The 22724-nt window shown below is 53.7% G+C and carries 23 protein-coding genes; 11 read left to right on the forward strand and 12 right to left on the reverse strand.

All coding sequences use genetic code 11. The features are described 5' to 3' along the window. Positions 1-14 precede the first annotated feature (14 nt). The 3 genes from ACG1VR_RS12580 to budA are packed head-to-tail and all read right to left on the reverse strand — an operon-like array spanning position 15 to position 3289. Positions 15-785, reverse strand: a complete 771-nt coding sequence (locus ACG1VR_RS12580) for a (S)-acetoin forming diacetyl reductase (protein WP_395491106.1) — start codon at positions 783-785, stop codon at positions 15-17. Positions 786-806: 21 nt separating this feature from the next. Further along, positions 807-2486 (reverse strand): acetolactate synthase AlsS, encoded by a 1680-nt coding sequence (alsS, locus tag ACG1VR_RS12585; protein ID WP_016536271.1) that lies wholly within the window; start codon positions 2484-2486, stop codon positions 807-809. A gap of 23 nt (positions 2487-2509) precedes the next feature. Next, the gene (gene budA, locus ACG1VR_RS12590; RefSeq protein WP_216376546.1) at positions 2510-3289 is read right to left on the reverse strand and encodes an acetolactate decarboxylase; all 780 of its coding nucleotides are present in this window, start codon (positions 3287-3289) and stop codon (positions 2510-2512) included. 108 nt (positions 3290-3397) lie between these two features. Between budA and ACG1VR_RS12595 the strand changes: the two genes are divergently transcribed. The 4 genes from ACG1VR_RS12595 to ACG1VR_RS12610 all read left to right on the forward strand — a co-directional run bounded on the left by ACG1VR_RS12595 (position 3398) and on the right by ACG1VR_RS12610 (position 9274). After that, positions 3398-4276 carry a LysR family transcriptional regulator gene (locus tag ACG1VR_RS12595; protein ID WP_016536269.1) on the forward strand — a complete coding sequence of 293 codons (879 nt, stop codon included), beginning with the start codon at positions 3398-3400 and terminating at the stop codon, positions 4274-4276. A gap of 122 nt (positions 4277-4398) precedes the next feature. Continuing rightward, positions 4399-5016 (forward strand): TetR/AcrR family transcriptional regulator, encoded by a 618-nt coding sequence (locus ACG1VR_RS12600; protein ID WP_395488947.1) that lies wholly within the window; start codon positions 4399-4401, stop codon positions 5014-5016. Between the two features lie 77 nt (positions 5017-5093). Then, on the forward strand, positions 5094-6206 hold the full coding sequence (locus ACG1VR_RS12605) for an efflux RND transporter periplasmic adaptor subunit (RefSeq protein WP_395488948.1): 1113 nt from the start codon (positions 5094-5096) through the stop codon (positions 6204-6206). Continuing rightward, positions 6206-9274 (forward strand): efflux RND transporter permease subunit, encoded by a 3069-nt coding sequence (locus ACG1VR_RS12610; RefSeq protein ID WP_395488949.1) that lies wholly within the window; start codon positions 6206-6208, stop codon positions 9272-9274. The genes ACG1VR_RS12605 and ACG1VR_RS12610 overlap by 1 nt, the downstream gene beginning before the upstream one ends. Before the next feature lies 1 nt (position 9275). On the opposite strand, the gene ACG1VR_RS12615 is transcribed toward ACG1VR_RS12610, so the two are convergent. Further along, entirely contained in the window at positions 9276-10196 is a 921-nt protein-coding gene (locus ACG1VR_RS12615) for a LysR substrate-binding domain-containing protein (RefSeq protein WP_395488951.1), read from the reverse strand. 92 nt (positions 10197-10288) lie between these two features. Between ACG1VR_RS12615 and ACG1VR_RS12620 the strand changes: the two genes are divergently transcribed. The 4 genes from ACG1VR_RS12620 to ACG1VR_RS12635 all read left to right on the forward strand — a co-directional run bounded on the left by ACG1VR_RS12620 (position 10289) and on the right by ACG1VR_RS12635 (position 14885). Continuing rightward, on the forward strand, positions 10289-11428 hold the full coding sequence (locus tag ACG1VR_RS12620; RefSeq protein ID WP_395488952.1) for a DSD1 family PLP-dependent enzyme: 1140 nt from the start codon (positions 10289-10291) through the stop codon (positions 11426-11428). 108 nt (positions 11429-11536) lie between these two features. Beyond that, the gene (locus tag ACG1VR_RS12625) at positions 11537-12796 is read left to right on the forward strand and encodes a hypothetical protein (protein ID WP_395488953.1); all 1260 of its coding nucleotides are present in this window, start codon (positions 11537-11539) and stop codon (positions 12794-12796) included. 223 nt (positions 12797-13019) lie between these two features. After that, the gene (locus ACG1VR_RS12630; RefSeq protein WP_395488954.1) at positions 13020-13871 is read left to right on the forward strand and encodes an aldo/keto reductase; all 852 of its coding nucleotides are present in this window, start codon (positions 13020-13022) and stop codon (positions 13869-13871) included. A gap of 24 nt (positions 13872-13895) precedes the next feature. Continuing rightward, on the forward strand, positions 13896-14885 hold the full coding sequence (locus tag ACG1VR_RS12635) for an aldo/keto reductase (RefSeq protein WP_395488955.1): 990 nt from the start codon (positions 13896-13898) through the stop codon (positions 14883-14885). Between the two features lie 33 nt (positions 14886-14918). Here ACG1VR_RS12635 and ACG1VR_RS12640 read toward each other — a convergent pair whose 3' ends face one another. Beyond that, positions 14919-15812: a LysR family transcriptional regulator gene (locus tag ACG1VR_RS12640; RefSeq protein ID WP_395488956.1), complete on the reverse strand. Its 894-nt coding sequence runs from the start codon at positions 15810-15812 to the stop codon at positions 14919-14921. Positions 15813-15953: 141 nt separating this feature from the next. Next, positions 15954-16886: a LysR family transcriptional regulator gene (locus ACG1VR_RS12645; protein WP_016536258.1), complete on the reverse strand. Its 933-nt coding sequence runs from the start codon at positions 16884-16886 to the stop codon at positions 15954-15956. A 92-nt stretch (positions 16887-16978) separates the two neighbouring features. Here ACG1VR_RS12645 and ACG1VR_RS12650 point away from each other — a divergent pair, with 92 nt between their 5' ends. After that, positions 16979-17455: a GNAT family N-acetyltransferase gene (locus ACG1VR_RS12650; RefSeq protein ID WP_395488957.1), complete on the forward strand. Its 477-nt coding sequence runs from the start codon at positions 16979-16981 to the stop codon at positions 17453-17455. 120 nt (positions 17456-17575) lie between these two features. Continuing rightward, positions 17576-17986 (forward strand): ASCH domain-containing protein, encoded by a 411-nt coding sequence (locus tag ACG1VR_RS12655; protein WP_395488958.1) that lies wholly within the window; start codon positions 17576-17578, stop codon positions 17984-17986. 47 nt (positions 17987-18033) lie between these two features. Here the strand turns inward: ACG1VR_RS12655 and ACG1VR_RS12660 are convergent, their stop codons facing one another. Both ACG1VR_RS12660 and ACG1VR_RS12665 read right to left on the reverse strand, forming a co-directional pair. Beyond that, entirely contained in the window at positions 18034-18270 is a 237-nt protein-coding gene (locus ACG1VR_RS12660; protein ID WP_395488960.1) for a hypothetical protein, read from the reverse strand. A 64-nt stretch (positions 18271-18334) separates the two neighbouring features. Then, positions 18335-18679, reverse strand: a complete 345-nt coding sequence (locus ACG1VR_RS12665; protein ID WP_395488961.1) for a DUF1294 domain-containing protein — start codon at positions 18677-18679, stop codon at positions 18335-18337. Positions 18680-18826: 147 nt separating this feature from the next. Here ACG1VR_RS12665 and ACG1VR_RS12670 point away from each other — a divergent pair, with 147 nt between their 5' ends. Continuing rightward, a complete protein-coding gene (locus ACG1VR_RS12670; RefSeq protein WP_395488962.1) occupies positions 18827-19909 on the forward strand; it encodes an NAD(P)/FAD-dependent oxidoreductase in 1083 nt (360 codons plus the stop codon). A gap of 122 nt (positions 19910-20031) precedes the next feature. Here ACG1VR_RS12670 and ACG1VR_RS12675 read toward each other — a convergent pair whose 3' ends face one another. The 4 genes from ACG1VR_RS12675 to ACG1VR_RS12690 all read right to left on the reverse strand — a co-directional run bounded on the left by ACG1VR_RS12675 (position 20032) and on the right by ACG1VR_RS12690 (position 22470). Beyond that, on the reverse strand, positions 20032-20418 hold the full coding sequence (locus ACG1VR_RS12675; protein ID WP_395488963.1) for a VOC family protein: 387 nt from the start codon (positions 20416-20418) through the stop codon (positions 20032-20034). A 113-nt stretch (positions 20419-20531) separates the two neighbouring features. After that, positions 20532-21047, reverse strand: a complete 516-nt coding sequence (locus ACG1VR_RS12680; RefSeq protein ID WP_395488964.1) for a glutathione peroxidase — start codon at positions 21045-21047, stop codon at positions 20532-20534. A 256-nt stretch (positions 21048-21303) separates the two neighbouring features. After that, positions 21304-21822, reverse strand: a complete 519-nt coding sequence (locus ACG1VR_RS12685; RefSeq protein ID WP_395488966.1) for a ClbS/DfsB family four-helix bundle protein — start codon at positions 21820-21822, stop codon at positions 21304-21306. Positions 21823-21939: 117 nt separating this feature from the next. Continuing rightward, positions 21940-22470 (reverse strand): hypothetical protein, encoded by a 531-nt coding sequence (locus ACG1VR_RS12690; RefSeq protein ID WP_395488967.1) that lies wholly within the window; start codon positions 22468-22470, stop codon positions 21940-21942. Between the last annotated feature and the right edge of the window lie 254 nt (positions 22471-22724).

Genomic DNA, 22724 nt, shown 5'->3' on the forward strand with positions numbered 1-22724 from the left:
CATTAAAAAGGCTATTAATTAAAGACCATACCGCCGTCGATAAGCAGCGACTGGCCGGTCATATAATCGGAGTCGGCGCTGGCGAGGTAAGAGACGCAGGAAGCCACGTCTTCCGGCTCGGACAGGCGGCCAAGAGTGATGCGTTTGGCGAATTCTGCCGTGCCGTAGCCCAGCGGTTTACCGGCGGCTTCAGAAACCTGACGGTCAATTTCAGCCCACATTGGCGTTTTCACAATGCCCGGGCAGTAGCCGTTAACGGTAATGCCAAGCGGAGCCAGGTCGCGAGCTGCGGTCTGGGTCAGGCCGCGCACCGCAAATTTACTCGAGCTGTAAACCGCCAGTTCCGGGTTGCCGACGTGCCCTGCCTGAGAGCAGGCATTGATGATTTTGCCGCCGTGGCCTTCGGCTTTAAACGCTTTAACCGCCGCCTGAATCCCCCAGATAACGCCTTTCACATTGATGTTGTAAACTTTATCGACTATTTCCGGGGTGATTTCCTCAATCGGCGTAGAAGGCGCAACCCCGGCGTTATTCACAATCACATCGAAACCACCCAGCCCTTTGCGTGCCGCTTCAACGGCGGCAAACACCTGCTCGCGGCTGGAGACATCGACGGTTACATCCAGCGCACGCCCGCCGTTGCTGTTAATTTCGTCAGCCACTTCTTTCGCGGTTTTCGCGTTGAAATCAGCAATGGCGACGGCAAAACCGTCTTTAGCCAGACGCAGTGCGATAGCTTTCCCAATTCCCTGACCGGCACCGGTCACTAATGCTACTTTTTTCATCATTTTATCCTTCTGTATTTTTTAGAGAATTTGGCTGAGGTGCAGCTGGCCCATCAGCAGATGGTTGTCGCTGTAATCAACCGGAATGGCGACCACCGCGGGACCGTTAACATCCATTGCGGCGCGTAAAGTCGGCTCCAGAGCTTCGGCGCTTTCCACCGCAAACCCTTTGGCCCCAAAGGCATCGGCATAGGCTTTAAAGTCCACCGGACCAAAGTTCACGCCGGACAGGCGTTGATATTTTTTCTGCTCCTGAATCGCCACCATGTTGTAGGCGTTATCGACCCAGATGATGTGCAGGATGTTAGCGCCCAGCCGCACCGCGGTTTCCAGCTCCATGCTGGATTGCAGGAAGCCCCCGTCACCGGAAACGGAAACCACTTTGCGCCCGGGATTGACCAGCCATGCGCCAATCGCCCACGGCAGAGCCACGCCCATGGTTTGCTGGCCGTTAGAAATCATCAGCTGGCGTGCGCGGAAGCTATAGAGGTAGCGGGCAATCCAGATGTGGAAGCTGCCCATATCAACCGTCAGCGTTACGTCGTCGTTCACGATATCCTGCATGGCACGAACGATGCGCAGGGGATGGAGAGCGAACTGGTTAAGCTGCGCGCCCCGGCGGTTCAGCAGTTCACGCTGATGCTGCCTGTCGATGAGGATTTCAGAAGCGCGTGGGCTAAGAATCAGCGGCTTTTCTATCAGCGCGGTGAGCTTGCTGAGCGTTCCGGCGATATCGCCGACCAGTTCAACGTTCGGCACATAATTGCGTTCCTCATAAGCCGGAAGCACATCGATATGCACCAGCGTAGCGTCGCCGGTATTCCACATCGCCGGCTCGTATTCCACCGGGCTGTAGCCGATGCAAACAACCAGGTCAGCCAATTGCAGCAGGCGGTCACCGGCCTGGTTATTGAACAGGCCAATGCGCCCGGCAAAGCGAGAAAAGTGCTGCTGATTTACCGCCCCGGCGGCCTGATAGGTGCTGGTAACCGGGATGCCGCTTTTCTCCAGCAGATGGCGCAGCGCCGCGCTGTTCTCGGTCTGGCTCGCCATTAACCCAAGCAGGAACACCGGATTTTTAGCCGCAGCAATCAGTTTTGCCACCTCTTCAATGGCCGCATCCGGCGCGGCACCTGACTGAATTGCGCCGCTTGCAGGCAGAATATTGCCGGTGGCCGGGCCGTCGCTAATATCCTGCGGCAGGCTGACGAAGGCGCTGCCTGGGCGGCCATGTTCGGCGGCGCGGAAGGCATTAGAGACCACTTCGGCGATAGCGTCCGGGGCGGAAACTTCAACAGCATATTTGGTCACCGGGCTGAACATCGCTACCGTGTCCATACTCTGGTGAACCTGTTTGGCTTTATCGGAACGTTTTACCGCGCCGCCGAGCGCCACCACCGGGTCGCCCTCGCTATTGGCCGTCGCCATGCCGGTAATCAGGTTTGAGCACCCCGGCCCGGAAGTGACCAGTGCCACCCCTGCTTTGCCGGTAATGCGCCCCACCGCCGCAGCCATGAAGGCGGCGTTTGCCTCGTGGCGTACCGGGATAAGCTCGATTGGCGAGTCGTTCAGGGAATCAAATACTTTGTCTATTTTTGCCCCGGGAATGCCAAATACATGCTTCACGCCCTGAGCTTCAAGTTGAGCAACAACCATGTCAGCACCGTGCGCCCACTGACGCAGAGGTTTTTTATTGTCCATCGTTTGTTTCCTCCAGCGGAACGCTAGTTTTCTACCGCACGGATAGCGGCATCAAGATTATCGGGATGAAGATCGGCATTAAGGAAAGCGCTGTCCGCCGGGAGGTCGATCATCAGTTTGTGAATTTCACCGAAGGTCAACACGCCCTGCTCCAGCTGGTAGTCGAGCAGATGCCCGCCGCCCTGGCGGTCGTCGGTAATAAAGTGTTCGTGGTAACCGGCCACATTAATGCCCTGCATGTGCTGCGGCGTGCGGAATCCCACCAGCACCCCGGCGCGGCTGTTAAAGCGGAACACCGGTTGGTCATCCAGCACGTCTGTCATTGCACGGTAAGGCGGCGTCTGGCGCGGTACGGTGCGGGTGTGCGCGTGGCGGAAGTGTCCGTCAATGCGTAAGGCGCAGAACAGGTTATCGGAAGGGATTTTTTGGTCGATGATCTGGTGCAGCTCCTGGCGGCTGGTCAGGCTGTCGATGCGTAACCGGTATTGCGGTTTAAACCAGGTCATTACCGCGAAGGGCGTTTTCTGCTGTGGACTGGCGGCTCTGGCGCTGCCGTCAGACCGCAGCTGGTAGACCTGGCTGTTAAAGGCAATCATCTCGCCGTCCAGCTCGTTAAAGGTGCCGAGGCCAAAATCCCCACGCTTGAGCAGGTCGGCCATCGTGGTTTCGCCTTCATACACACCGCTCAGCAGCGCGCTCATCAGCGAAGTTTGATATATCATGTTTTCTTTATTTCTTGCGGCAAAAGTCTCGACCATTTCTAGCAGGCTTTTCTCACAGGAACAGAGTGTTAGGTCGCTCATCGCGGTTTATCCTCGCGCCGGGACAGTTAAGAAACGTTAATAAGATGTTGACTCGATCCAGCTCACAGTTCCAATATAAAACTCCCTCAGGTTTAAGACGTTTTTGATATGGAACTTCGCTATCTCCGCTATTTTGTTGCCGTCGCCCAGACGCGCAACTTCACCCGAGCCGCCGAACTGCTTGGGATTTCCCAGCCGCCGCTCAGCCAGCAAATACAGCGCCTGGAGCGCGAAGTGGGCACCCCGCTGCTGCACCGCCTGACCCGCGGCGTGGAGCTGACCGAGGCCGGGGAGGCCTTCTACCAGGATGCCTGCCAGATCCTCGCCCACAGCGACGCCGCGCTGGAAAAAGCCCGCGGCATTGCACGCGGCATAAACGGCAAGCTTTCGCTGGGTATTGCCAGTTCAAACGCTTTCAATCCGAAGATTTTTTCGCTGCTGCGGCAATTTCAGCAGCAGTATCCCGCCATCGAACTGCGGCAGCGGGAGACGAATATGGCGGAGCTAATGCAGGAGCTGGATGAGGGCTTGCTGGACGTGGCGTTCGTGCGCCTGCCCTGCGAAAGCAGCAAACGTTTCAGCCTGCGGCTGGTGGATGAGGAGCCGACGATGATTGCCCTGCACCGGGATCATCCACTTTCTGGTGAAAATGAGTTGGCGCTGGCCGCGCTGGCAGACGTGCCGCCGGTGCTGTTTCCGCAGGAAGTCGCGCCGGGGCTTTATGAAATGATGTATAACGCCTGCCTGCGGGCCAATATTGATTTGAAAAATGCCTGCCAGGCTTCGCAGATATCTTCTTCGCTCAGCATGGTTTCCGCCGGATTCGGCTTTGCCCTGGTACCCGCCTCGATGGCCTGTATCGCCAGCCCGAATGTCACCTTCCACCCGATACGCGGCGATGAAATAAAAACCGATGTCGCCGTGGCCTGCCGGCAGTTCGAACGATCTCCGTCGGTAAAGCGTTTTTTACAGATGCTCGGGCAGTAACCTGATTATTTCTATCAGCACGGTAAGCCGTGCTGAACACCTTTTAGGATTAGAATAATCCACCGCGGGTAACCCAATGCTACAATGGTCACCATTCACCCGTTCGATTACAGGGAGCACGCATGTCCGATACCAGCGTCCAGGCAGCAGAAACCAGAGGGCCTGCCGAACACAATGTCAGGGAGCAGATTATCCACGCCGCGACAGATTTCTTCGGCCATTATGGTTTTGAAAAAACCACGGTTTCAGACCTGGCCAAAGCGATTGGCTACTCCAAAGCCTATATCTATAAGTTCTTCAAATCCAAGCAGGAAATTGGCGAAGTTATCTGCGATAACCGACTTACGTTGATGATAGACAGAGTCAGCGCCGCGGTAAACGACGTTAACGGGGCGTCGGCGCAGCTGCGGGCAATGTTTAGCGAGCTGATTGCCGCGGGCAGCGACCTGTTCTTCTATGACCGCAAGCTGCACGATATCGCCATTGCCTCCTGCCAGCACAACTGGCCGTCCGCCGAGCGCTACAAGCAGCAGTTGAAAATTATGTTAGCAAATATTATCCAGAGAGGCCGCAAGTCAGGCGAGTTTGAGCGCCGCAGCCCGCTGGATGAGACCGTGGATGCCGTTTTTCTGGTGATGCTGCCCTTTATTAATCCGGTTCAGCTGCAATACAACCTCGACCTCGCGAAGCAGGCGGAGCAGCAGCTTCCCGCCCTGATCCTAAAAAGCCTGATGCCATGACGGCATTTTGTGACCATTGACTAAATTGGTCACTTGAATAATTATCGCGTTCCTGACTCGCGTTTATAAGGGAACGTATGTTTCGTCTTCGGCCTCTTCCGGTGGTTGCTGCCCTGCTGTGCACAACCCTTACCGCCTGCGATAACTCGTCTAAGCAAGACGATCCGCGAACCCAGCCTCCGCTGGTGCGAACAAGCACCGTGCAGCCTGCAAACGACGCCGCGCGCTCATTCACCGGCGTTGTGGCCTCCCGCATTCAAAGCGACCTGGGTTTCCGCGTCTCCGGTAAGATCCTTGAGCGCCTGGTAGATAAAGGGCAAACGGTCAAAAACGGCCAGCCTCTACTGCGGCTGGACCCGCAGGACCTAAGCTTGCAGGCCAGAGCACAAGACCAGGCCGTTGCGGCGGCAAAAGCGCGTGCAAAGCAGGCCGCAGCGGACGAAACCCGCTACCGGAGCATAATCGGCACCGGGGCAATTTCAGCTTCTCAGTACGACCAGGTTAAAGCCCAGGCCGACAGCGCCAGAGCCGATCTTCAGGCCGCGCTGGCGCAGGCTAACGTTGCGAAAAATGCGATGAACTACGCCGTGCTGACGGCGGACTCCGATGGTGTGGTGGTGGAGACTCTTGCCGAACCCGGCCAGGTTGTATCCGCCGGGCAAGCGGTGATAAGACTGGCCCGCGCCGGACAGCGTGAAGCCGTAGTTAGCCTGCCGGAGACCCTGCGCCCCGATATCGGCACCGTTGCCAGCGCTCATTTGTACGGCGGTGACGGAAAACCCGTTGCGGCCACGCTGCGCCAGCTTTCCGATGCAGCCGACCCGCAAACGCGAACCTTCGAAGCCAAATTTGTTCTAGCTCCCCCGCTCTCAGAGGCGCCGCTCGGCAGCACGGTAACGGTTGATATTCCCGAGGGCGGCCACCGGTCTCAAAACCTAACCATTCCGCTGGCTTCGATTTACGACTCGGGCAAAGAGAAAGGGTCCGGCGTTTGGGTCGTCTCCGGGAAACCGGCAAAAGTGAGCTGGCAGCCGGTCACCGTTCTCAGAATCAGCGATGAGTCCGCCGTGGTTTCCGCCGCGCTGCCGGATAATGCCAGCATTGTGGCGTTAGGCGTCCACCTTCTGCACGAAGGCGAAGAAGTCAGGCCGCAGGCCCAGAGCACCCCCGACGTAGCGGGAGCGCCATAATGAGCGACCAGCGCTTTAACCTCTCCGCGCTCGCGGTGCGGGAAAAATCGGTCACCCTGTTTATGATCCTGCTGATAACCCTTGCCGGGATAATCGCGTTTCTCAAGCTTGGCCGTGCGGAAGACCCGCCCTTTACCGTAAAACAGCTAACCGTGATCACCGCCTGGCCGGGCGCGACAGCGCAGCAAATGCAGGATCTGGTGGCCGAGCCGCTGGAAAAAAGGATGCAGGAGCTGGATGCTTATGACCGCACCGAAACCTACACCCGGCCCGGCCTCGCCTACAGCATCGTATCTTTAAAAGACAGCACGCCACCGGCCGCCGTGCCGGAAGCGTTTTACCAGGCGCGTAAAAAGATCGGCGACGAAGCCAAAAACCTGCCGGACGGCGTTATCGGCCCGCTGGTGAATGACGAATTCTCCGACGTAACCTTCGCCCTGTTTGCCCTTAAGGCAAAGGGCGAACCGCAGCGCCTGCTGGTGCGTGACGCGGAAAACCTGCGGCAGCAGTTGCTCCACGTTCCCGGCGTGAAAAAGGTCAATATCATCGGCGAGCAGGCGGAGCGTATTTTCGTTTCGTTCTCACACGACCAGCTGGCAACCCTTGGCGTCTCTCCGCTCGACATCTTTAAAGCGCTAAGCAACCAGAACCTGCTAAGCCCGGCGGGATCCATCGACACCTCCGGCCCTCAGGTGTTTATTCGCCTGGACGGGGCGCTGGATCAGCTGGATAAGATTCGTAACACCCCGATTGTGGCGCAGGGGAAAACCCTGAAACTTTCCGACGTTGCCAGCGTGGATCGCGGCTATGAAGATCCGGCTACGTTCCTGGTGCGCAATAACGGCGAACCGGCGCTGCTGCTCGGCGTAGTAATGCGCGACGGCTGGAACGGGCTGGAGCTGGGTAAAGCGCTGGATAGTGAAACCCGCAAAATCAACGACGGCATGCCGCTGGGCATGACGTTTAGCAAAGTCAGCGATCAGTCGGTCAACATCAGCTCCGCCGTTAACGAGTTTATGATGAAGTTCTTCGCCGCCCTGCTGGTGGTGATGCTGGTGTGCTTCGTGAGCATGGGCTGGCGCGTCGGCATTGTGGTCGCCGCAGCCGTGCCGTTGACGCTTGCCGTGGTGTTTATCGTCATGGCGGCGACGGATAAAAACTTTGACAGGATAACCCTCGGGTCGCTGATCCTGGCGCTCGGGCTGCTGGTTGACGACGCAATTATCGCCATTGAAATGATGGTGGTGAAAATGGAGGAAGGCTACAGCCGGGTAAAAGCCTCGGCCTATGCCTGGAGCCACACGGCCGCGCCGATGCTGGCGGGCACGCTTGTGACGGCTATCGGCTTTATGCCAAACGGCTTTGCCCACTCCACCGCCGGGGAATACACCAGCAACATGTTCTGGATTGTCGGCATCGCGCTGGTTGCCTCCTGGCTGGTAGCCGTGGTGTTTACGCCTTATCTGGGGGTGAAATTATTGCCCGAGCGGCATAAAGCGGTGCTGGCAGAGCACGCGGTCTACACCAGTAAAAACTACAACCGCTTCAGAGCACTGTTGAAAAAAGTCATCGCCAGAAAGTGGCTAACCGCGGGCTCAGTGGTGGGCTTATTTTTGCTCGCCATCGCCGGAATGGCCGTGGTTAAGAAGCAGTTCTTCCCTATTTCCGACCGCCCGGAAGTGCTGGTAGAAGTGCAGATGCCTTACGGCACGGCCATCGGGCAAACCACGCTTGCCACAGAGAAGATTGAAAAATGGCTCGCGCGGCAGAAAGAGTCAAAAATCGTGACCTCCTATATTGGCCAGGGCGCACCGCGCTTCTACCTGGCTATGGCACCCGAATTGCCCGACCCGTCATTTGCCAAAATCGTTATCCTCACTCCCGACCCGGAAGCCCGCGAGGCGCTGAAATTCCGGCTACGCCAGGCGATTAGCGACGGGCTTGCGCCCGAAGCCAGAGTACGCGTAACCCAGCTGGTGTTCGGGCCTTACACTCCCTACCCCGTTGCCTTTCGCGTTATAGGGCCGGACCCGGACGTGTTAAGGGATATTTCCGCCCGGGTTGAAGCGGTGATGATCGGCAGCCCGCAGATGCGCACCGTGAATATCGACTGGGGATCAAGGGTGCCGACGCTGCACTTCACGCTGAACCAGGATCGCCTGAATGCCGTGGGCCTGACTACGACCTCTGTTTCGCAGCAATTACAGTTCCTGCTTTCCGGCGCTCCGCTTACCGAGGTTCGGGAGGATATTCGCTCCGTGCAGGTCACGGGCAGAGCGAGGGGCGAGATCCGTAACGATCCGGCGCAGCTTTCGGCGCTAACGCTGATGGGCGCGGACGGCCAGAAAGTGCCGCTTTCGCAGATTGGCAAGGTCGAAGTGATAATGGAAGACCCGGTGCTAAGACGCCGGGACAGAACGCCAACTATTACCGTACGCGGCGACGTGGTGGAAGGCCTCCAGCCGCCGGATGTTTCGACGGCGATGCTGAAGCAAATCGCGCCGATTATCGACAAGCTCCCGGCGGGCTACAGGATTGAGCAAGCGGGAGCGATTGAAGAATCCGGCAAAGCCACCGCAGCCATGGCTCCACTGTTCCCGATAATGATTGCTCTGACGCTGCTGGTAATTATTTTGCAGGTACGCTCGATTTCAGCGATGTTGATGGTGTTTGCCACCAGCCCGCTGGGGCTGATTGGCGTGGTGCCGACGCTTATCCTCTTCAACCAGCCGTTTGGTATTAATGCCCTGGTGGGGCTGATTGCGCTGTCGGGAATATTGATGCGTAACACCTTAATTCTCATCGGGCAGATACGGCATAACGAGCAGGCGGGTCTCACGCCGTTTAACGCCGTGGTGGAGGCGACGATTCAACGTTCGCGCCCGGTTCTGCTCACCGCCCTGGCGGCGATTCTGGCGTTTATCCCCCTCACCCACTCGGTATTCTGGGGCGCGCTGGCTTATACGCTCATCGGCGGTACGTTAGGCGGCACGGTGATGACCCTGCTGTTCCTGCCCGCGATGTACGCCATCTGGTTCAGGATCAAACCAGAAAACACGGCCAGCTGATTTAACCCGCACGCGACTCTCTTTCCCACGGACGGGAAGAGAGTTTTTCTCGTAACAGGTCGATAAATTTTTGCGTTCTGGGGCTTCTTTCCTGAGGCGCAGAGCCGGTAAGCGCCACAATGTCGGCATCCGGCAGTTGATACTCCGGCAGCAGGCGCACCAGGGAACCGGCGTTGATCTGCGGCAGCACATCCCACTCGGAACGCATAATGATCCCCCGTCCAGCCAGCGCCCATTCCTTCACCACCCGGCCTTCATTACTCGACAGGCGCGGCGCAATACGCTGCGGGCAATCGCCCTCCTGGCCGGAGAAACGCCAGAGGGTGACGTCCTCGCTGTTTTCACGCAGGGCGATGCAGTCGTGGTTAGCCAGCTGCTCCGGCGCGGCTGGCGTCCCCCGCCTGCTGAGGTAACCCGGCGAAGCGCAGATAAAACGCCGGTTGGCCGCCAGCCGGATGCAGTGCATGCTGGAGTCCCGCAGTTCACCGATAAATATCACCAGATCCCATTTGTGCAGCGTGGCCCAATGCGGGTCGTCGGAGAGCGTTAGTTCCACTTCGAGGTTTTCATGCTGAGCGGCGTAATCGCCCAGCAGCGGCGCGATGTAGTCGTTACCGAAGCCTAATGGGGCCAGCACGCGCAGCTTCCCTCGGACCGTTTGCCGCCGGTCGTCCATTGCCGACTGCAAACCGGTCAGTTCAGCGAGAATTTTTTCCGCCCGGCTAAGCAGCAGCGAACCCTCATCGGTAAGGGAAACCTGCCGCGATGGCCGCAGGATCAGGCTGACGCCGAGCTTTTGCTCTAGCCCTTTCAGGCGCTGCGTCACCGAGGGAGGCGTAACGTTCATCGCCCGCGCCGCCGCGGCAAGCGTAGCGTGGGCGGAGATGGTGCGGAAAAAATAGAGGTCGTCGCTGCTTATCATTAACTTAAAACCTAATCATTTATTGATTTTATATTAATTTATACCTAACCAGACGAATGGCAACATGAGCTTCCCCCATAAGGAGAATCGCTATGTTCGCTGAATGTCCGCAAGCACCCGACACCCCGTTTTTACTGATTGATAAAAGCAAATACCTGCGCAATATCGCGCGGCTGTATTCCCGCGTTGAAGCGCTGGGCAGCCGGGTAAGGCCGCATCTTAAAACATTACGCTCGCCAGATGCCGCCCGCTATCTGCTGCGCGATACTTGCTCCCCGGCAACCGTTTCAACTCTCGCAGAAGCCGAGGCTTTTGCCGCAGCGGGCTATAGCAACCTACTTTACGCCGTTGGTATTGCCCCGCACAAACTGCCGCGTGTTGCCCGGCTGATGCAGCAAGGCGTGGAGATGCACATTTTGCTCGACAGCGAGCAGCAGGCTCTGGCGGTGGCCGAGTATGGGCAACAAAACGGCGTTGTGTTTTCGGTGTTTATTGAGGTGGACTGCGACGGACATCGCGGCGGCATTCCTCCGCACAGCGAAGCTCTGCCCGAGCTGGCTCGCATTATTGAAGACGGTGGCTCACGGCTTACCGGCCTGCTTGCACATGCGGGCGAGTCTTACCAGTGCCGCACTGACGATGAGATCCGCGCCGCCGCTAAAACAGAGTGCGTGGCCATCAGAACCGCTGGCTACAGATTGCGAGAGCGGGGTTTTGACTGCCCGATATTAAGCGTTGGCGCAACCCCGACGGCGCATTTCGCCGAAGACCTGACCGATATCACCGAAGTGCGGGCCGGAGTGTTTACCACGTTCGATCTGGTAATGAAAAACATTGGCGTTTGCCGTGTTGAAGACATCGCAATCAGCGTGGTAGCCACCGTTATCGGCCATAACCGCGACAAAGGCTGGGTATTTATAGACGCAGGCTGGATGGCGCTATCCCGCGACAGGGGCACGGCAAACCAGAGCCAGGATTATGGCTACGGCATGGTTTGCAGCCCCAACGGAGATCCGCTTGAAGGTTTAATCGTCAACACTACCAACCAGGAGCACGGCATTATTGAGCTGGCACAGCAGGCCTCATTCACTGTAAATGATTTCCCCCTCGGCAGCCGGGTGCGTATTTTGCCCAACCACGCCTGCGCCACCGCCGCCATGCACCAGCATTACTACGTTGTAGACGAGAGCAGCTCTGTGCCTGAGATTTGGCCGCGTATTACGGGCTGGTGATCGGCAGGCTGGTAAAGTTAAAAAACGGCCAGAATAAAGGTCGTTAATTGATAGTTATGCGTGTGCGAAAGTTTTAATACTTTCTTTTGATTAAAAGGAAATTTTAATATGCCAATTTCAGCATCGCAGCACAGGGCTTCAACCAGAGCTTATAAGCATAACATTCATGATGCCTTTGGGAAAAACACGCTACAAACTCGGGTAACCACCTCAAAGAACCCGGCCACGCCGGATGAAATACTCCGCACGGGAAAGAATATTAATCAAGTCGCCAATTCTTATCTCGAACTGAGTCGCTCCCCTCCACAAAATACCGCTCCACGCCAGGGACTGGCTGTTCCATTAATGCTTCTTCTTAGCCAGCTCCGGTTTGAAAATAATCTGCTAACCGCTCCCTCCAATAGCACTTCATTTATCTCTGCCAACAACCTGTTACACCCCATTTCAAATGCGCTGTATGCAACAGGTGAGTTTATTTCCCGCCATGACCCTCTGATATTCCCAGGCGCTGAAGCCGATTCGGTCTGCTCTGCCTCACATCTTCCTGATGATATTGTAACCCTCCTGAATAGTGATGGTTTTAATGTTGTTACCCGAGGGCTTGATGAATTAAGATGTATTGAACGTGATAAATATGAATTTTTCAAAGGCGTTGCCTATAACGCTATAAAAACCCTGGACTCAGCAATCTTACAATTAGAAGACAAAAATAACGATGAGCTCGATAATCATCTGCGACACTATGGCATAGTCGATCCTCAGGATATTAAATCAAGACTCATTCCTTTATACAACTCAATAAAATCAGATATAGCTGAACGTCTAAAAAGCAAAAGAAACTCCGTTTATTATGGATACAGCAGCACGGGCGCAAACGCCAACATTACAGCGGCATCCATCTCAGATGGCCATAACAAAGTCATATTTCTGACAGACAACTTCTTTGGGAAATGCACTCTTAATGCGATTAACGCTCTTATTCATGAAGTAGCCCACCATCATTCTAAAGTGGATTTATTTCAGATTATAAAAGAGAAGTCATGTTTAGATGATAAATCAGGTTCAGAGATTGCCGTTCACGCTCAACTTGATGACGTATCAGATGATTATTCGTCCTCAACCAGAAAACTGGAAGAGAGGAATATCTTCACAGATCTATATATTGGCCATTTATACAATATGAATATAACGGAATTTGTTGATATCTTTAACACAAACTCGACTATTAAAGAGGAAGCACTTTTTATCAATGCTGACTCTATAAGCCACCTGGCTATTGCACTTGGTAATTATGGTTTCAAAAAAAATGGCACTATGCCGCTGCTGGATACCTCAGAATTTAAAACCGGAGAAGCTCAAGAAACATAATCATTCTCTCTTTCCAGCCTCGTAATAAAGACAGCCTGCATGATGGCGGTTTCGGCCTTACCCGAGCCGCTATTTTATTAGCGCATAGACGGGCAGCCACATTCTCCTTAGGCAATATCATGATTAATGAATAATTCTAATAAGCCCTTGCGAATTATGCCCTCTAATCGAATAAATCCCCCTGCGTTATGCTCTTCACACACAACGATTGAAGGGTAACGCCATGCAAACAGTAACACTCAATAACGGTATTGAAATGCCCCTGCTGGGCTTTGGCGTGTTCCAGATGACGGACGCCGACGAGTGCGAGCGGGCCGTGATTGACGCCATCGAAACGGGCTACCGCCTGATTGATACCGCCGCTTCTTATCAAAATGAAACTCAGGTCGGGAATGCGCTGAAGCAAAGCGGTATCGCGCGTAACGAACTTTTTGTTACCACGAAACTGTGGCTACAGGATACCCATTACGAAGGCGCAAAAGCGCAGTTTGAGCGTTCGCTTAATCGCCTGCAGCTGGATTATGTCGATCTTTACCTTATCCACCAGCCCTACGGCGACATTCATGGCGCATGGCGTGCTATGGAGGAGTTGCAGCAGGCCGGTAAAGTTCGTGCTATCGGCGTGAGTAACTTCCATCCCGACAGGCTCGCCGACCTTGTGGCCTTCAATAAAGTCGTTCCGGCCGTAAACCAGGTTGAGGTTAACCCCTTTAATCAGCAGCTACATGCCGCACCGTGGATGCAAAGCCGGGGCATCCGGCCTGAAGCCTGGGCGCCATTTGCCGAAGGTAAAAATGGCTTATTTCAGCATCCCGTTTTAACCGCCATAGGTGAGCAGTATGGCAAAACCGTGGGCCAGGTTGTCCTGCGCTGGCTGTTCCAGCGCGGCATTGTTTCACTGGCTAAATCAGTACAAAAAGCGCGGATGGAAGAGAACATCAACATCCTCAATTTCGAACTCAGCGCCGAAGACATGATGCGCATTACCGCTCTTGATACCGCAACCAGCGCATTTTTCTCGCATCGTGACCCGGCCATGGTCGAATGGCTGACGGGCCGTAAACTCGATGTTTAACAGCGACAGAAAAGGTAAATACTGATGCAAAAACGTTTTCTCGGTAACGCCAGGCTGGAAGTGTCTGCCCTGGGTCTGGGCTGTATGGGGCTTAGCCACGGATACGGCCCGGCAACGGATACTCGTCAGGCGGTGGAACTGATTCGAGCAGCCGTAGAGCGCGGCGTGACTTTTTTTGATAGCGCCGAAGTTTACGGCCCTTATCTGAATGAGGAAGTTGTCGGCGAAGCTTTAAAACCGCTGCGCGATCGCGTGGTTATCGCAACTAAATTCGGCTTTACCTTCGGGGCTGACAACAAGCAGCAGATTTTAAACAGCCGCCCGGAGCATATCCGCGAAGCGGTGGAGGGATCGCTGCGCCGCCTCAAAACCGACGTGATTGACCTGTTATATCAGCATCGCGTTGACCCGGAGGTACCAATTGAGGATGTCGCCGGTACGGTGAAAGACCTGATTGCCGAAGGCAAGGTTAAGCATTTTGGGCTTTCCGAAGCCGGGGCACAGACGATATGCCGGGCGCATGCCGTACAGCCGGTTACCGCCCTGCAAAGTGAATACTCTCTGTGGTGGCGTGAACCTGAACAAGAGATTGTGCCGCTGCTGGAAGAGTTGGGCATCGGGTTTGTGCCGTTCAGCCCGCTGGGCAAAGGCTTCCTGACCGGAGCCATCACGGCAGAAACCCCGTTCGGCGAAGATGACTTTCGCAGTAAGGTACCTCGTTTTGCTACAGAAGCGCGTGAAGCCAATGCAGGGCTGGTGGCTCTGCTGGGTAACATCGCCGCCGAAAAAGGCGTAACCCCGGCGCAAATTGCGCTGGCGTGGTTACTGGCGCAAAAACCGTGGATTGTGCCGATCCCGGGGACCACTAAACTGCACCGGCTGGAGGAAAACCTGGGCGCAATAGAAGTTACCCTGTCACAGAGTGATTTAAGCAAAATCGCCCTGGCGCTGGAAACGGTGAAAATCGTTGGCGACCGTTACCCTGCGGCGCTTCAGGACCGCACAGGCCGCTAAGGTTTAGCTGGCCTGCCGAGCATTGCAGGCCAGCTATTGCGTATAACGGAGGGCATCTATCATCAGCGCAAAAGCAGAAGGATGCTGTTTGCGGCTGGGGTAGTAGAGATAATAACCGGGGAATGACGGGCACCACTCATGCAATACCTGAATCAGCGCCCCGGACTCTACATACGCCTGAACCGTATCTTCAGGCACACAGGCAAGCCCAAATCCCGACAGCACCGCGTCTATTCTTTCCGGCAGCTGGTTTAACGTCAGTTGCCCCTCAACCCCCACGCGCAGAGGCTTCCCTTCCCTTTCAAATTCCCAGTGGTACAGGCCACCGGCGGTTGGCAAACGCATATTGATGCAGCGATGAGCCTGAAGCTCGTGCGGCGTCTTCGGCACGGAGTTTGCGGCGAAATAACCCGGCGAACCGACCACCGCCATACGCATATCCGGCCCTATTTTTACGGCAACCATGTCTTTATCAACGCTTTCCCCGAGACGAACTCCGGCATCAAAGCGGCCTTCAACAATGTTAACGAAGCCGTTATCCACCACCAGCTCGACATTGATCTCCGGGTATTCTCTGAGAAACGGTTTTAGCTTCGGCCACACCAGGCTGCGGGCGGCATGCTCCCCCGCGGACAGGCGGAGATTACCGGAGGCGGTGCCGTTCAGCTGGATAAGCGCCCCCAGTTCCTGCTCAAGATCGGCTATTCTCGGCTCCAGACAGGCCATAATTCTTTCGCCCGCTTCCGTAGGCGCAACGCTGCGTGTGGTTCTGGTTAACAGCCTGACGTTCAGGCGTTCTTCCAGCGCCTTCATCGCATGGCTGAGCGCCGACTGTGAAACGCCAAGCTTCGCGGCCGCTTTGGTAAAACTCCGCTCTCGCGCTACCACAAGAAAGCTTTGCAGTTCGTTGAAGTTCTCTTTGAGCATCGGGCACTTCCTTATTTAAACCTCCCTTCTTAGCCTTTATTGATGAAGAGAGTTCATAGATACGAGTAGTTTAGCCCTGTTAGCGACAATAATGATAACGGATGTTTTTTCCCGCGAAGAGCCTCAGCAGCCCGCTAAAACTCATCGACCTGAATTAACTTCCTTCGCCAGTATTTGCAGCGTTGTTTTTAACCACGACGTCGCGCCGCGCTTGCCGCTCCGGCTATGAGAATAAATCTTCACTTCGAACGGAGGAACGCTGAAGGGTAAGTCAAAAACGTTGATCTCCGCAGAGTGCATCAGTTTCTCAGCGGCAAAACGTGGGAGCGCCATCAGCAAATCACTTTCCGCCACAATAAACGGCGCACTCAGCATAGACGGCGTTTTGATTGCTATCTGCCGCGTGTAACCCATTTGCTCAAGCTGCAAATCCATTACGCCCTGCTTCTCATTCCACGGCGTGACGACCAGGTGCCTGGCGGCGAGATAATCTTCCAGCGTCAGCCGTGTTCGGCTTTTATTGCTGATAACGACATACTCATCTTCGAACCAGCTGATTTCTTCCAGTTCCGGATGCCGGATTTCGTCCGGCGTGCTGAACCCTAGCGCCAGATCTACCTCGCCCGCCAGCAGCTCCGTGAGCGCCGGTGTGTGCGGCAAATAAAGTAACTCAAAGCGCAAGCCGGGCGCTTCATGCTGCAATTTGTGCATCAGGGCCGGGAAAATACAAAATGCGGTAAAGTCCGTTATCGCAATCTGTAAACGCTCGGTACTGCCTGCGGCTTTAAACTCTGGCTGCGGGGCCAGTTCCTGATTAAGAAATTTCAGGGCCGAAGCAATAGAAGGCGCTAGCTGGGTGGCGTACACGCTGGGGCACATATGATGCCCTTCTCGGTAAAATAACGGATCATCAAGGGTGATACGCAGCCGCGACAGCGCATGGCTCAGCGCCGATGTGCTCATCGCCAGTTCATCTGCCGCCCGGCGAACGGAACGGTGGCGATAAATCGCGTCAAATACCGGTAGAAGGTTTAAATCAAGACGCCTCAGGGCTGGATGCATAATATTCATCATTGGGTGATTTCATTGCACTTAATTCTTCTGACAATAACCCTTATGCTTAGCGCCATCAATATCGACATCATAAAGAAATCGCAGGGAAATTCATGAACATAACTATTCGCCAGGCGCGCCCGGAAGATGCAGCAGCCATTTACGATATGATCTTTGAGCTGGCCGTGTATGAAAAGGCCCCGGAAGAAGTCGTCACTACCCCGGACGAGATCCGGGAAACCCTCTTTGGCGCAGGCAGTAATAGCGAAGCATTGATTTGTGAGATTGATAATAAAATCGCCGGGTATGCCGTATTCTTTACCAGCTATTCCACCTGGCTTGGGCGTAGCGGTATTTATATGGAGGATTTATATATTTCTCCTGATCATCGCGGCAAAGGTGCGGGAAGAGCAATGCTGAAAAACATCGCGCAGTGCGCAGTAAACAGAAAGTGCGGCCGCCTTGAGTGGAGCGTGCTGGACTGGAACCAGCCCGCCATTGATTTTTACCTGAGTATTGGCGCATTGCCGCAGTCAGAATGGGTGCGCTATCGCCTTGATGGTGAGGTACTGCTGAAGTTTGCCGAATAAAAACGCCATTACATTGACATAATCCCGCCAAAGCGGGATTTTCTTTGTTGCGGTTATCGTAGCTGCCCTCTTACTGGAATTGCCTGCGTAGCCAATAATATTGTTCTTAGGGATTTAACAATGCGCAAAATTGACGACTTAAAAGTTAACTATCCTGGTGCGATTGCATGGCCATTTGGAGATACTCCAGCCATGGCAGATGAACTGGCTGCACTTGTTGTTAAGGGAATAAAAACAGCAACTTGTTGCTCACTCTCATCATTCCAGGATGAGGATGAATCCCCGACGATTGGCAGTTACAGCATTGTTCTTAACGGTAAAGGAGAGCCAGCCTGCGTTATCAGAACCATCGCTATGCGGATAGTTCGCTTTTGCGATGTAGCCGAAGAGTTTGCAAGAAAAGAAGGCGAAGGCGATCTCAGCCTCAGATACTGGAGAGAAGGCCATAAAGAGTTTTTCTTAAGAGAAGGGACATACCATGAAGCAATGGAACTTGTGGCAGAAGAGTTTGAGCTGGTTGAGGTTGTGTAACGCCCCTTTTATCTGCTCGCTGCATAGAGCTTCAGCCCTTCAGGCGGCTAGCTAAAACGTTGCCATACCAGCCATCCGCCCATACCTGTCCCTGCAACAATGAGAAGTGAATGTATGGCCAGAACGGCAGTAAAATAACGATCCCCGCGGCGGAACGTTCTCTTACGACGATTGATGTAGGTGACAATCTCGCCGGTTCTGATTCCCCGGATGATGGTATACGCCCCGTAGATACAGCCGCCAAATAAACCCACCAGCGACAAGTCATCCATTCCAATATTCATACACATTCTCCATAACTCAACCGGAATGCTATCCATAGCCAGGGCAACGTGCCGAGGTTTACACTCAGTAGAGGGAAAAGGGATAGAGCCGATACGCCGCCGTGATCGCCACAATATTCACTATAATACTGATAATGAAGTATGTTTTGAATGGCTGCTTCTGTGTTTTATGGCGAAAGAGCTGCTGCCCAACAAGCGCTCCACCCCACCCACCTACAACCCCGAATATCAGCAAAGTTGTTTCTGGCACTCTGCGCCACGCCTTACGAGCTGCCATTTTGTCCACGCCGTAAATCACCAGCGTCAGTATGTTGACAAGCAGCAACCCTATAACAAAGGGATGGGATGTGAAAATACTTCCGAGCGCCATCAGGATCAGTAGCAAAAAACAACAACGATTGAGATTCATACCATTACCACAGTAATTGTCAGAATTTATCGCGGCGTATTATACGCAATACCAACGGCGGGAAGAAACGGCTGCCTGAATTGGCCCCGGCCAGGTATTTGCAATTTCTGGCAGGTTGTCGGTAATAAATAACTTCTGCATCATGGCATGAATCTATTACCCACGCGGGAGGAAGCCACCCTGGGCAGCATGAAAAAAAGGATCGTCGTCGTCGGTGCAGGGATCGTTGGTGCTTCAATCGCCTGGCATCTTGCCCGCCTTGAATTTGACGTCACCATTATTGAGCAAAATGAGCCTGCATCAGGGGCGACCGGCAGCGCGTTTGGCTGGCTAACTGGTGCGGTGAGTGATGATGCGCCCGATGTGCTTCTGCGGCGTGCCGCGTTTGCGGACTGGCACAGGCTGGAAGAACAAATACCGGAACTTCAGATCAACTGGAGTGGTTCGTTAAAATACGGCGCAACGCCTCAGGCCTGCCTGCCGGACGAAAGCCTTCTCCGCAGAGCCGGGGTCGCCAGCCTTGAGCCTGCGTTGCTACGTCCCCCCTCTGAAGCCCGCTATGCTGCAAAAGACGGTGCCATTGATGCCGCCGAAGCGACACGTATATTACTGGACAAGGCCTGTGGTATGGGGACGGTAGTGCAAAACCAAACGACCGTTACGGGTATCTGCATGGCCGAAGGTACGATGACAGCAGTTCTGACCTCCCGGGGTAAGCTGGAGGCTGATTGCGTTGTGTTGGCCTGTGGAACCGGCATTCCCACGTTAGCTGAGGCGGCGGGGACCTCTGTTCCGGTTCTGGCATCACCCGCTATATTGCTGCGCTTTGCAGTCCCCCGGCGCGTAGTCAAAACGCTCATCGCTGGTGATGATATAGAAGTTCGGCATAACCATAACAGGGATTTATTCGCCGCTGAGGATTACCCAACAAACGGCAACGTCAGGGAAACGGCTAACGCGGCTCAGACATCGGTAAGAAACAGGCTCAGGGGTGCAGAGTCTGCCTCTCTCACCCGATACTCCGTGGGAGAACGCCCTGTCCTGCAGGATGGGTATCCCGTTCTTGGCTTTACTGATGAGAGCAAAAGCGTTTATGTGGCAGTTATGCACCCGGCGGTTACATGTGCAGCTACCATCGGAAGGCTGGTTTCTGAAGAATTACGCGACGGTAAGAACGATGAAATCCCTGAGCGTTACCGTCCCTCTCGTTTCAGAAATAATCCTTTGTAGAAGAATTAACGGCTTGTGAAGTAATAAGCAGACTGCTCCCCGGCGGATGGAGTCTGGTTTGAGCGAGGAGCGGATGTTTAGCCTGCAGCTGGACGGAGGCAACACTGCAATATTTATTGGGATTACGCCCACGTCTTGTTTTGGATAACCACCCTATATCCGTCGAGGTCAACAAATGTCCTTCCGTTCACGTCCCAGTAGGGATTGAATGACTTTATCACTTTGAAACCAGCATCAATCATTCTTTCGCAGGCTTGCACCCATTCATTTTCATCCGAGTAATAAAGAACGAGTAAATCTTCTTCCGTGTGCAAAGGTTGAACGGGATGGTTTTGGCAAAAGGTGAACTCTATGTGCCAGTCTACGTCTCCCTGCCCTAACATTATTCCATTGAAACCGTCATGATCATTGAATTCAGCAATTTTATGTAGGCCCAATCCCTGGCTGTACATCAGAAAAGATCTTTCGAGATTGGTGACGGGTTTGGCAATACGCATATGAGTAAACATCTGGGTTCTCCAATGAAAAATACTGCTTTAACGTTGAAATCCCGCCTGAGTTTACATGTGATGATGTTTTTCATTTGTCCAGAAGAGCCTCCGAAATATCCTGCTGCGACTAGCTAACGGTCCGCTTCACGCCCTGAGACATTCGACAAGCTTTCAAGTGCAGAAAGGATTGCGGCTTCCATTTTTTCCGGGCTGGTGAACGGTGCAAAACGCTTGAGCGGTTTACCGTCGCGTCCGATCAGGAATTTAGTGAAGTTCCACTTGATCCGCCCACCCAGTACGCCGGGCAATTCGTTTTTCAGATAACGAAACACCGGATGCGTTGCGGTTCCGTTCACCTCTACTTTCGCGAACATAGGGAAGCTCACACCGTAGTGAATGCGGCATGTTTGCGCAATTTCGTCGGCGCCGCCGGGTTCCTGTTTGCCGAACTGGTTGCAGGGGAAACCAAGTACCACTAGCCCCTGGGCGGCATATTTTTTATAGAGCGCTTCAAGGCCGCCGTATTGTGGCGTGAATCCACAATGGCTGGCGGTATTAACGACCAGAACTACCTTACCAGCGTAGTCGGTCATAGAGATAAGCTGGCCGTCCAGACTGGTGGCCGTAAGTTGATGAAAGATGGTCATACAGGAGCCCTCAAAGCAGAACCAGTTTAATGTCAATATTCCAGTACACAGGGCAAGCGTCGTGGAGAGTAGATCCTGTTCCTGATAACGTGGCAGGTCTGGAGCCGTGTGCGATACATCTTTGCAAAGTTGAACGAAAAGAACAACAAACCGGCAACCTTTAACCTGCTCTCCGTTTATTAACACACCATAAAGTTAGCTGTGTGCGTTTTGCATCTAGCGGCTATGAGCGAGAAGCGAATCTTTTCCTCGTTATTTATTTAAGATTGATTTCTTTAATTTTTGCCCACTTTCTTAATCTCCCGTTCGCATTTGCGTAGGGCGAAGAGGTGTTAAATGAGATCATTCGCCCCATCGTCCATTTCGTATACCAGGGTTTTGCGTACAGAGTGTCGTCAGAACGCTGATCTATAAGTTTCACAATTTCATTTTTTTCAGCCTGAAGTGCTTCAATTAATGAATCGTAATTTAGCTCCCGGTAATCAGAGTAAAATTTTTGTGCGAGAAGCCCCAGTTGATTCCACTTATAGCCGGTTTCGGGGAAATCAACGGGCAAGCCTTTGGCATCCTGAGTTATCCACTTCACAACCAGCGAATTCCACCCCAGCAGGTACGATACAAGCTCCCGAACGCTCATTTCCGTACCTTTTACGTGACCATCCATCGATTTCTCAGAGGCCAACTCATACGGTATTTTGCTGAGATAACTGATTAACTTACTGAAATTTTTATCAATTGCTAAAAGTAGTTCAGATTTTGTTTGTGGCACGCTCACAAAGAATTCCCTCTCACTTTGGGTACTTAACCAGAAATGCGGTAACTAAACGGCGTACCGCGTTTCATTTCCCCGCTTTTCAGCAATGCCGGCTGAGAAAGCGGGAAGCTTTACGACTTAGTGGACACCTGAAACGATACCACCGTCTATCATTGCCAGCCCTTTTTTGGTGCGGACAAAGCGCGGCGCTTTTAAATCCTGATCCAACATGATGAACACTTCATACAGCAGGTCGGTTATCTGTATCTGCTGCCCCGCCGAAAGCTGCTGGTTCAGCAGCACCATGGATAAGGCGGCACAATAGTCACAGATGGTTTCGGACTCGGTTTCAAGCGCAGTTCGCAGCGCTTCTGAATACCCTTCTTCTACTGTTAATTGCTCAATAAGGTATTTTGGCAGCGGATTATCCAGCACAACTCTCAGAACATTGAACCCCGCAAGCAAACGCCCGCACAGCGCAATATATTCAACATGATTATCTGTTTCAATTAATTCACCGACACAACGGCGGCAAACATTCAGTACATAAAATAAATCGTCTTTTGCTCCCATGGGTATTTTTAATAAGGCAGCAATATCTCCGGCCATAAGGTTTTGTGTGCCTGTGACTTTCTGTTGGGTAAATGTGTTACTATCAGAACCAGTCATGGTGTGACTCCTTGTCAGTTGCATTGTGGTTAGCCCTCACCTGGTGTTTTGGCGCCATTTGGGGGCGCTTTTTTAAGGTACCACTCTCTCCTTACCCCTCACCCTCTGCTATTAGCACTGTACAAGTCAACAGTATTAATGTGGTTAATTATTGGAAACCTCAATAATTAGCTATAAATCACTAAAACATGATAACTGGAAACTCAGTTGCAGCGGAATATATGCTGGTGCTTCCATTATACCGATGGGCATAA

It is taken from the genome of Cedecea davisae (assembly GCF_044095835.1).
In the GTDB taxonomy this organism is placed as follows: Bacteria; Pseudomonadota; Gammaproteobacteria; order Enterobacterales; family Enterobacteriaceae; genus Cedecea; species Cedecea davisae.

Coding starts and splice junctions, on each gene's coding strand:
- ACG1VR_RS12580 (WP_395491106.1), bottom strand. CDS start 785: ATGAAAAAAGTAGCATTAGTGACCGGTGCCGGTCAGGGAATTGGGAAA.
- alsS (WP_016536271.1), bottom strand. CDS start 2,486: ATGGACAATAAAAAACCTCTGCGTCAGTGGGCGCACGGTGCTGACATG.
- budA (WP_216376546.1), bottom strand. CDS start 3,289: ATGAGCGACCTAACACTCTGTTCCTGTGAGAAAAGCCTGCTAGAAATG.
- ACG1VR_RS12595 (WP_016536269.1), top strand. CDS start 3,398: ATGGAACTTCGCTATCTCCGCTATTTTGTTGCCGTCGCCCAGACGCGC.
- ACG1VR_RS12600 (WP_395488947.1), top strand. CDS start 4,399: ATGTCCGATACCAGCGTCCAGGCAGCAGAAACCAGAGGGCCTGCCGAA.
- ACG1VR_RS12605 (WP_395488948.1), top strand. CDS start 5,094: ATGTTTCGTCTTCGGCCTCTTCCGGTGGTTGCTGCCCTGCTGTGCACA.
- ACG1VR_RS12610 (WP_395488949.1), top strand. CDS start 6,206: ATGAGCGACCAGCGCTTTAACCTCTCCGCGCTCGCGGTGCGGGAAAAA.
- ACG1VR_RS12615 (WP_395488951.1), bottom strand. CDS start 10,196: ATGATAAGCAGCGACGACCTCTATTTTTTCCGCACCATCTCCGCCCAC.
- ACG1VR_RS12620 (WP_395488952.1), top strand. CDS start 10,289: ATGTTCGCTGAATGTCCGCAAGCACCCGACACCCCGTTTTTACTGATT.
- ACG1VR_RS12625 (WP_395488953.1), top strand. CDS start 11,537: ATGCCAATTTCAGCATCGCAGCACAGGGCTTCAACCAGAGCTTATAAG.
- ACG1VR_RS12630 (WP_395488954.1), top strand. CDS start 13,020: ATGCAAACAGTAACACTCAATAACGGTATTGAAATGCCCCTGCTGGGC.
- ACG1VR_RS12635 (WP_395488955.1), top strand. CDS start 13,896: ATGCAAAAACGTTTTCTCGGTAACGCCAGGCTGGAAGTGTCTGCCCTG.
- ACG1VR_RS12640 (WP_395488956.1), bottom strand. CDS start 15,812: ATGCTCAAAGAGAACTTCAACGAACTGCAAAGCTTTCTTGTGGTAGCG.
- ACG1VR_RS12645 (WP_016536258.1), bottom strand. CDS start 16,886: ATGATGAATATTATGCATCCAGCCCTGAGGCGTCTTGATTTAAACCTT.
- ACG1VR_RS12650 (WP_395488957.1), top strand. CDS start 16,979: ATGAACATAACTATTCGCCAGGCGCGCCCGGAAGATGCAGCAGCCATT.
- ACG1VR_RS12655 (WP_395488958.1), top strand. CDS start 17,576: ATGCGCAAAATTGACGACTTAAAAGTTAACTATCCTGGTGCGATTGCA.
- ACG1VR_RS12660 (WP_395488960.1), bottom strand. CDS start 18,270: ATGAATATTGGAATGGATGACTTGTCGCTGGTGGGTTTATTTGGCGGC.
- ACG1VR_RS12665 (WP_395488961.1), bottom strand. CDS start 18,679: ATGAATCTCAATCGTTGTTGTTTTTTGCTACTGATCCTGATGGCGCTC.
- ACG1VR_RS12670 (WP_395488962.1), top strand. CDS start 18,827: ATGAATCTATTACCCACGCGGGAGGAAGCCACCCTGGGCAGCATGAAA.
- ACG1VR_RS12675 (WP_395488963.1), bottom strand. CDS start 20,418: ATGTTTACTCATATGCGTATTGCCAAACCCGTCACCAATCTCGAAAGA.
- ACG1VR_RS12680 (WP_395488964.1), bottom strand. CDS start 21,047: ATGACCATCTTTCATCAACTTACGGCCACCAGTCTGGACGGCCAGCTT.
- ACG1VR_RS12690 (WP_395488967.1), bottom strand. CDS start 22,470: ATGACTGGTTCTGATAGTAACACATTTACCCAACAGAAAGTCACAGGC.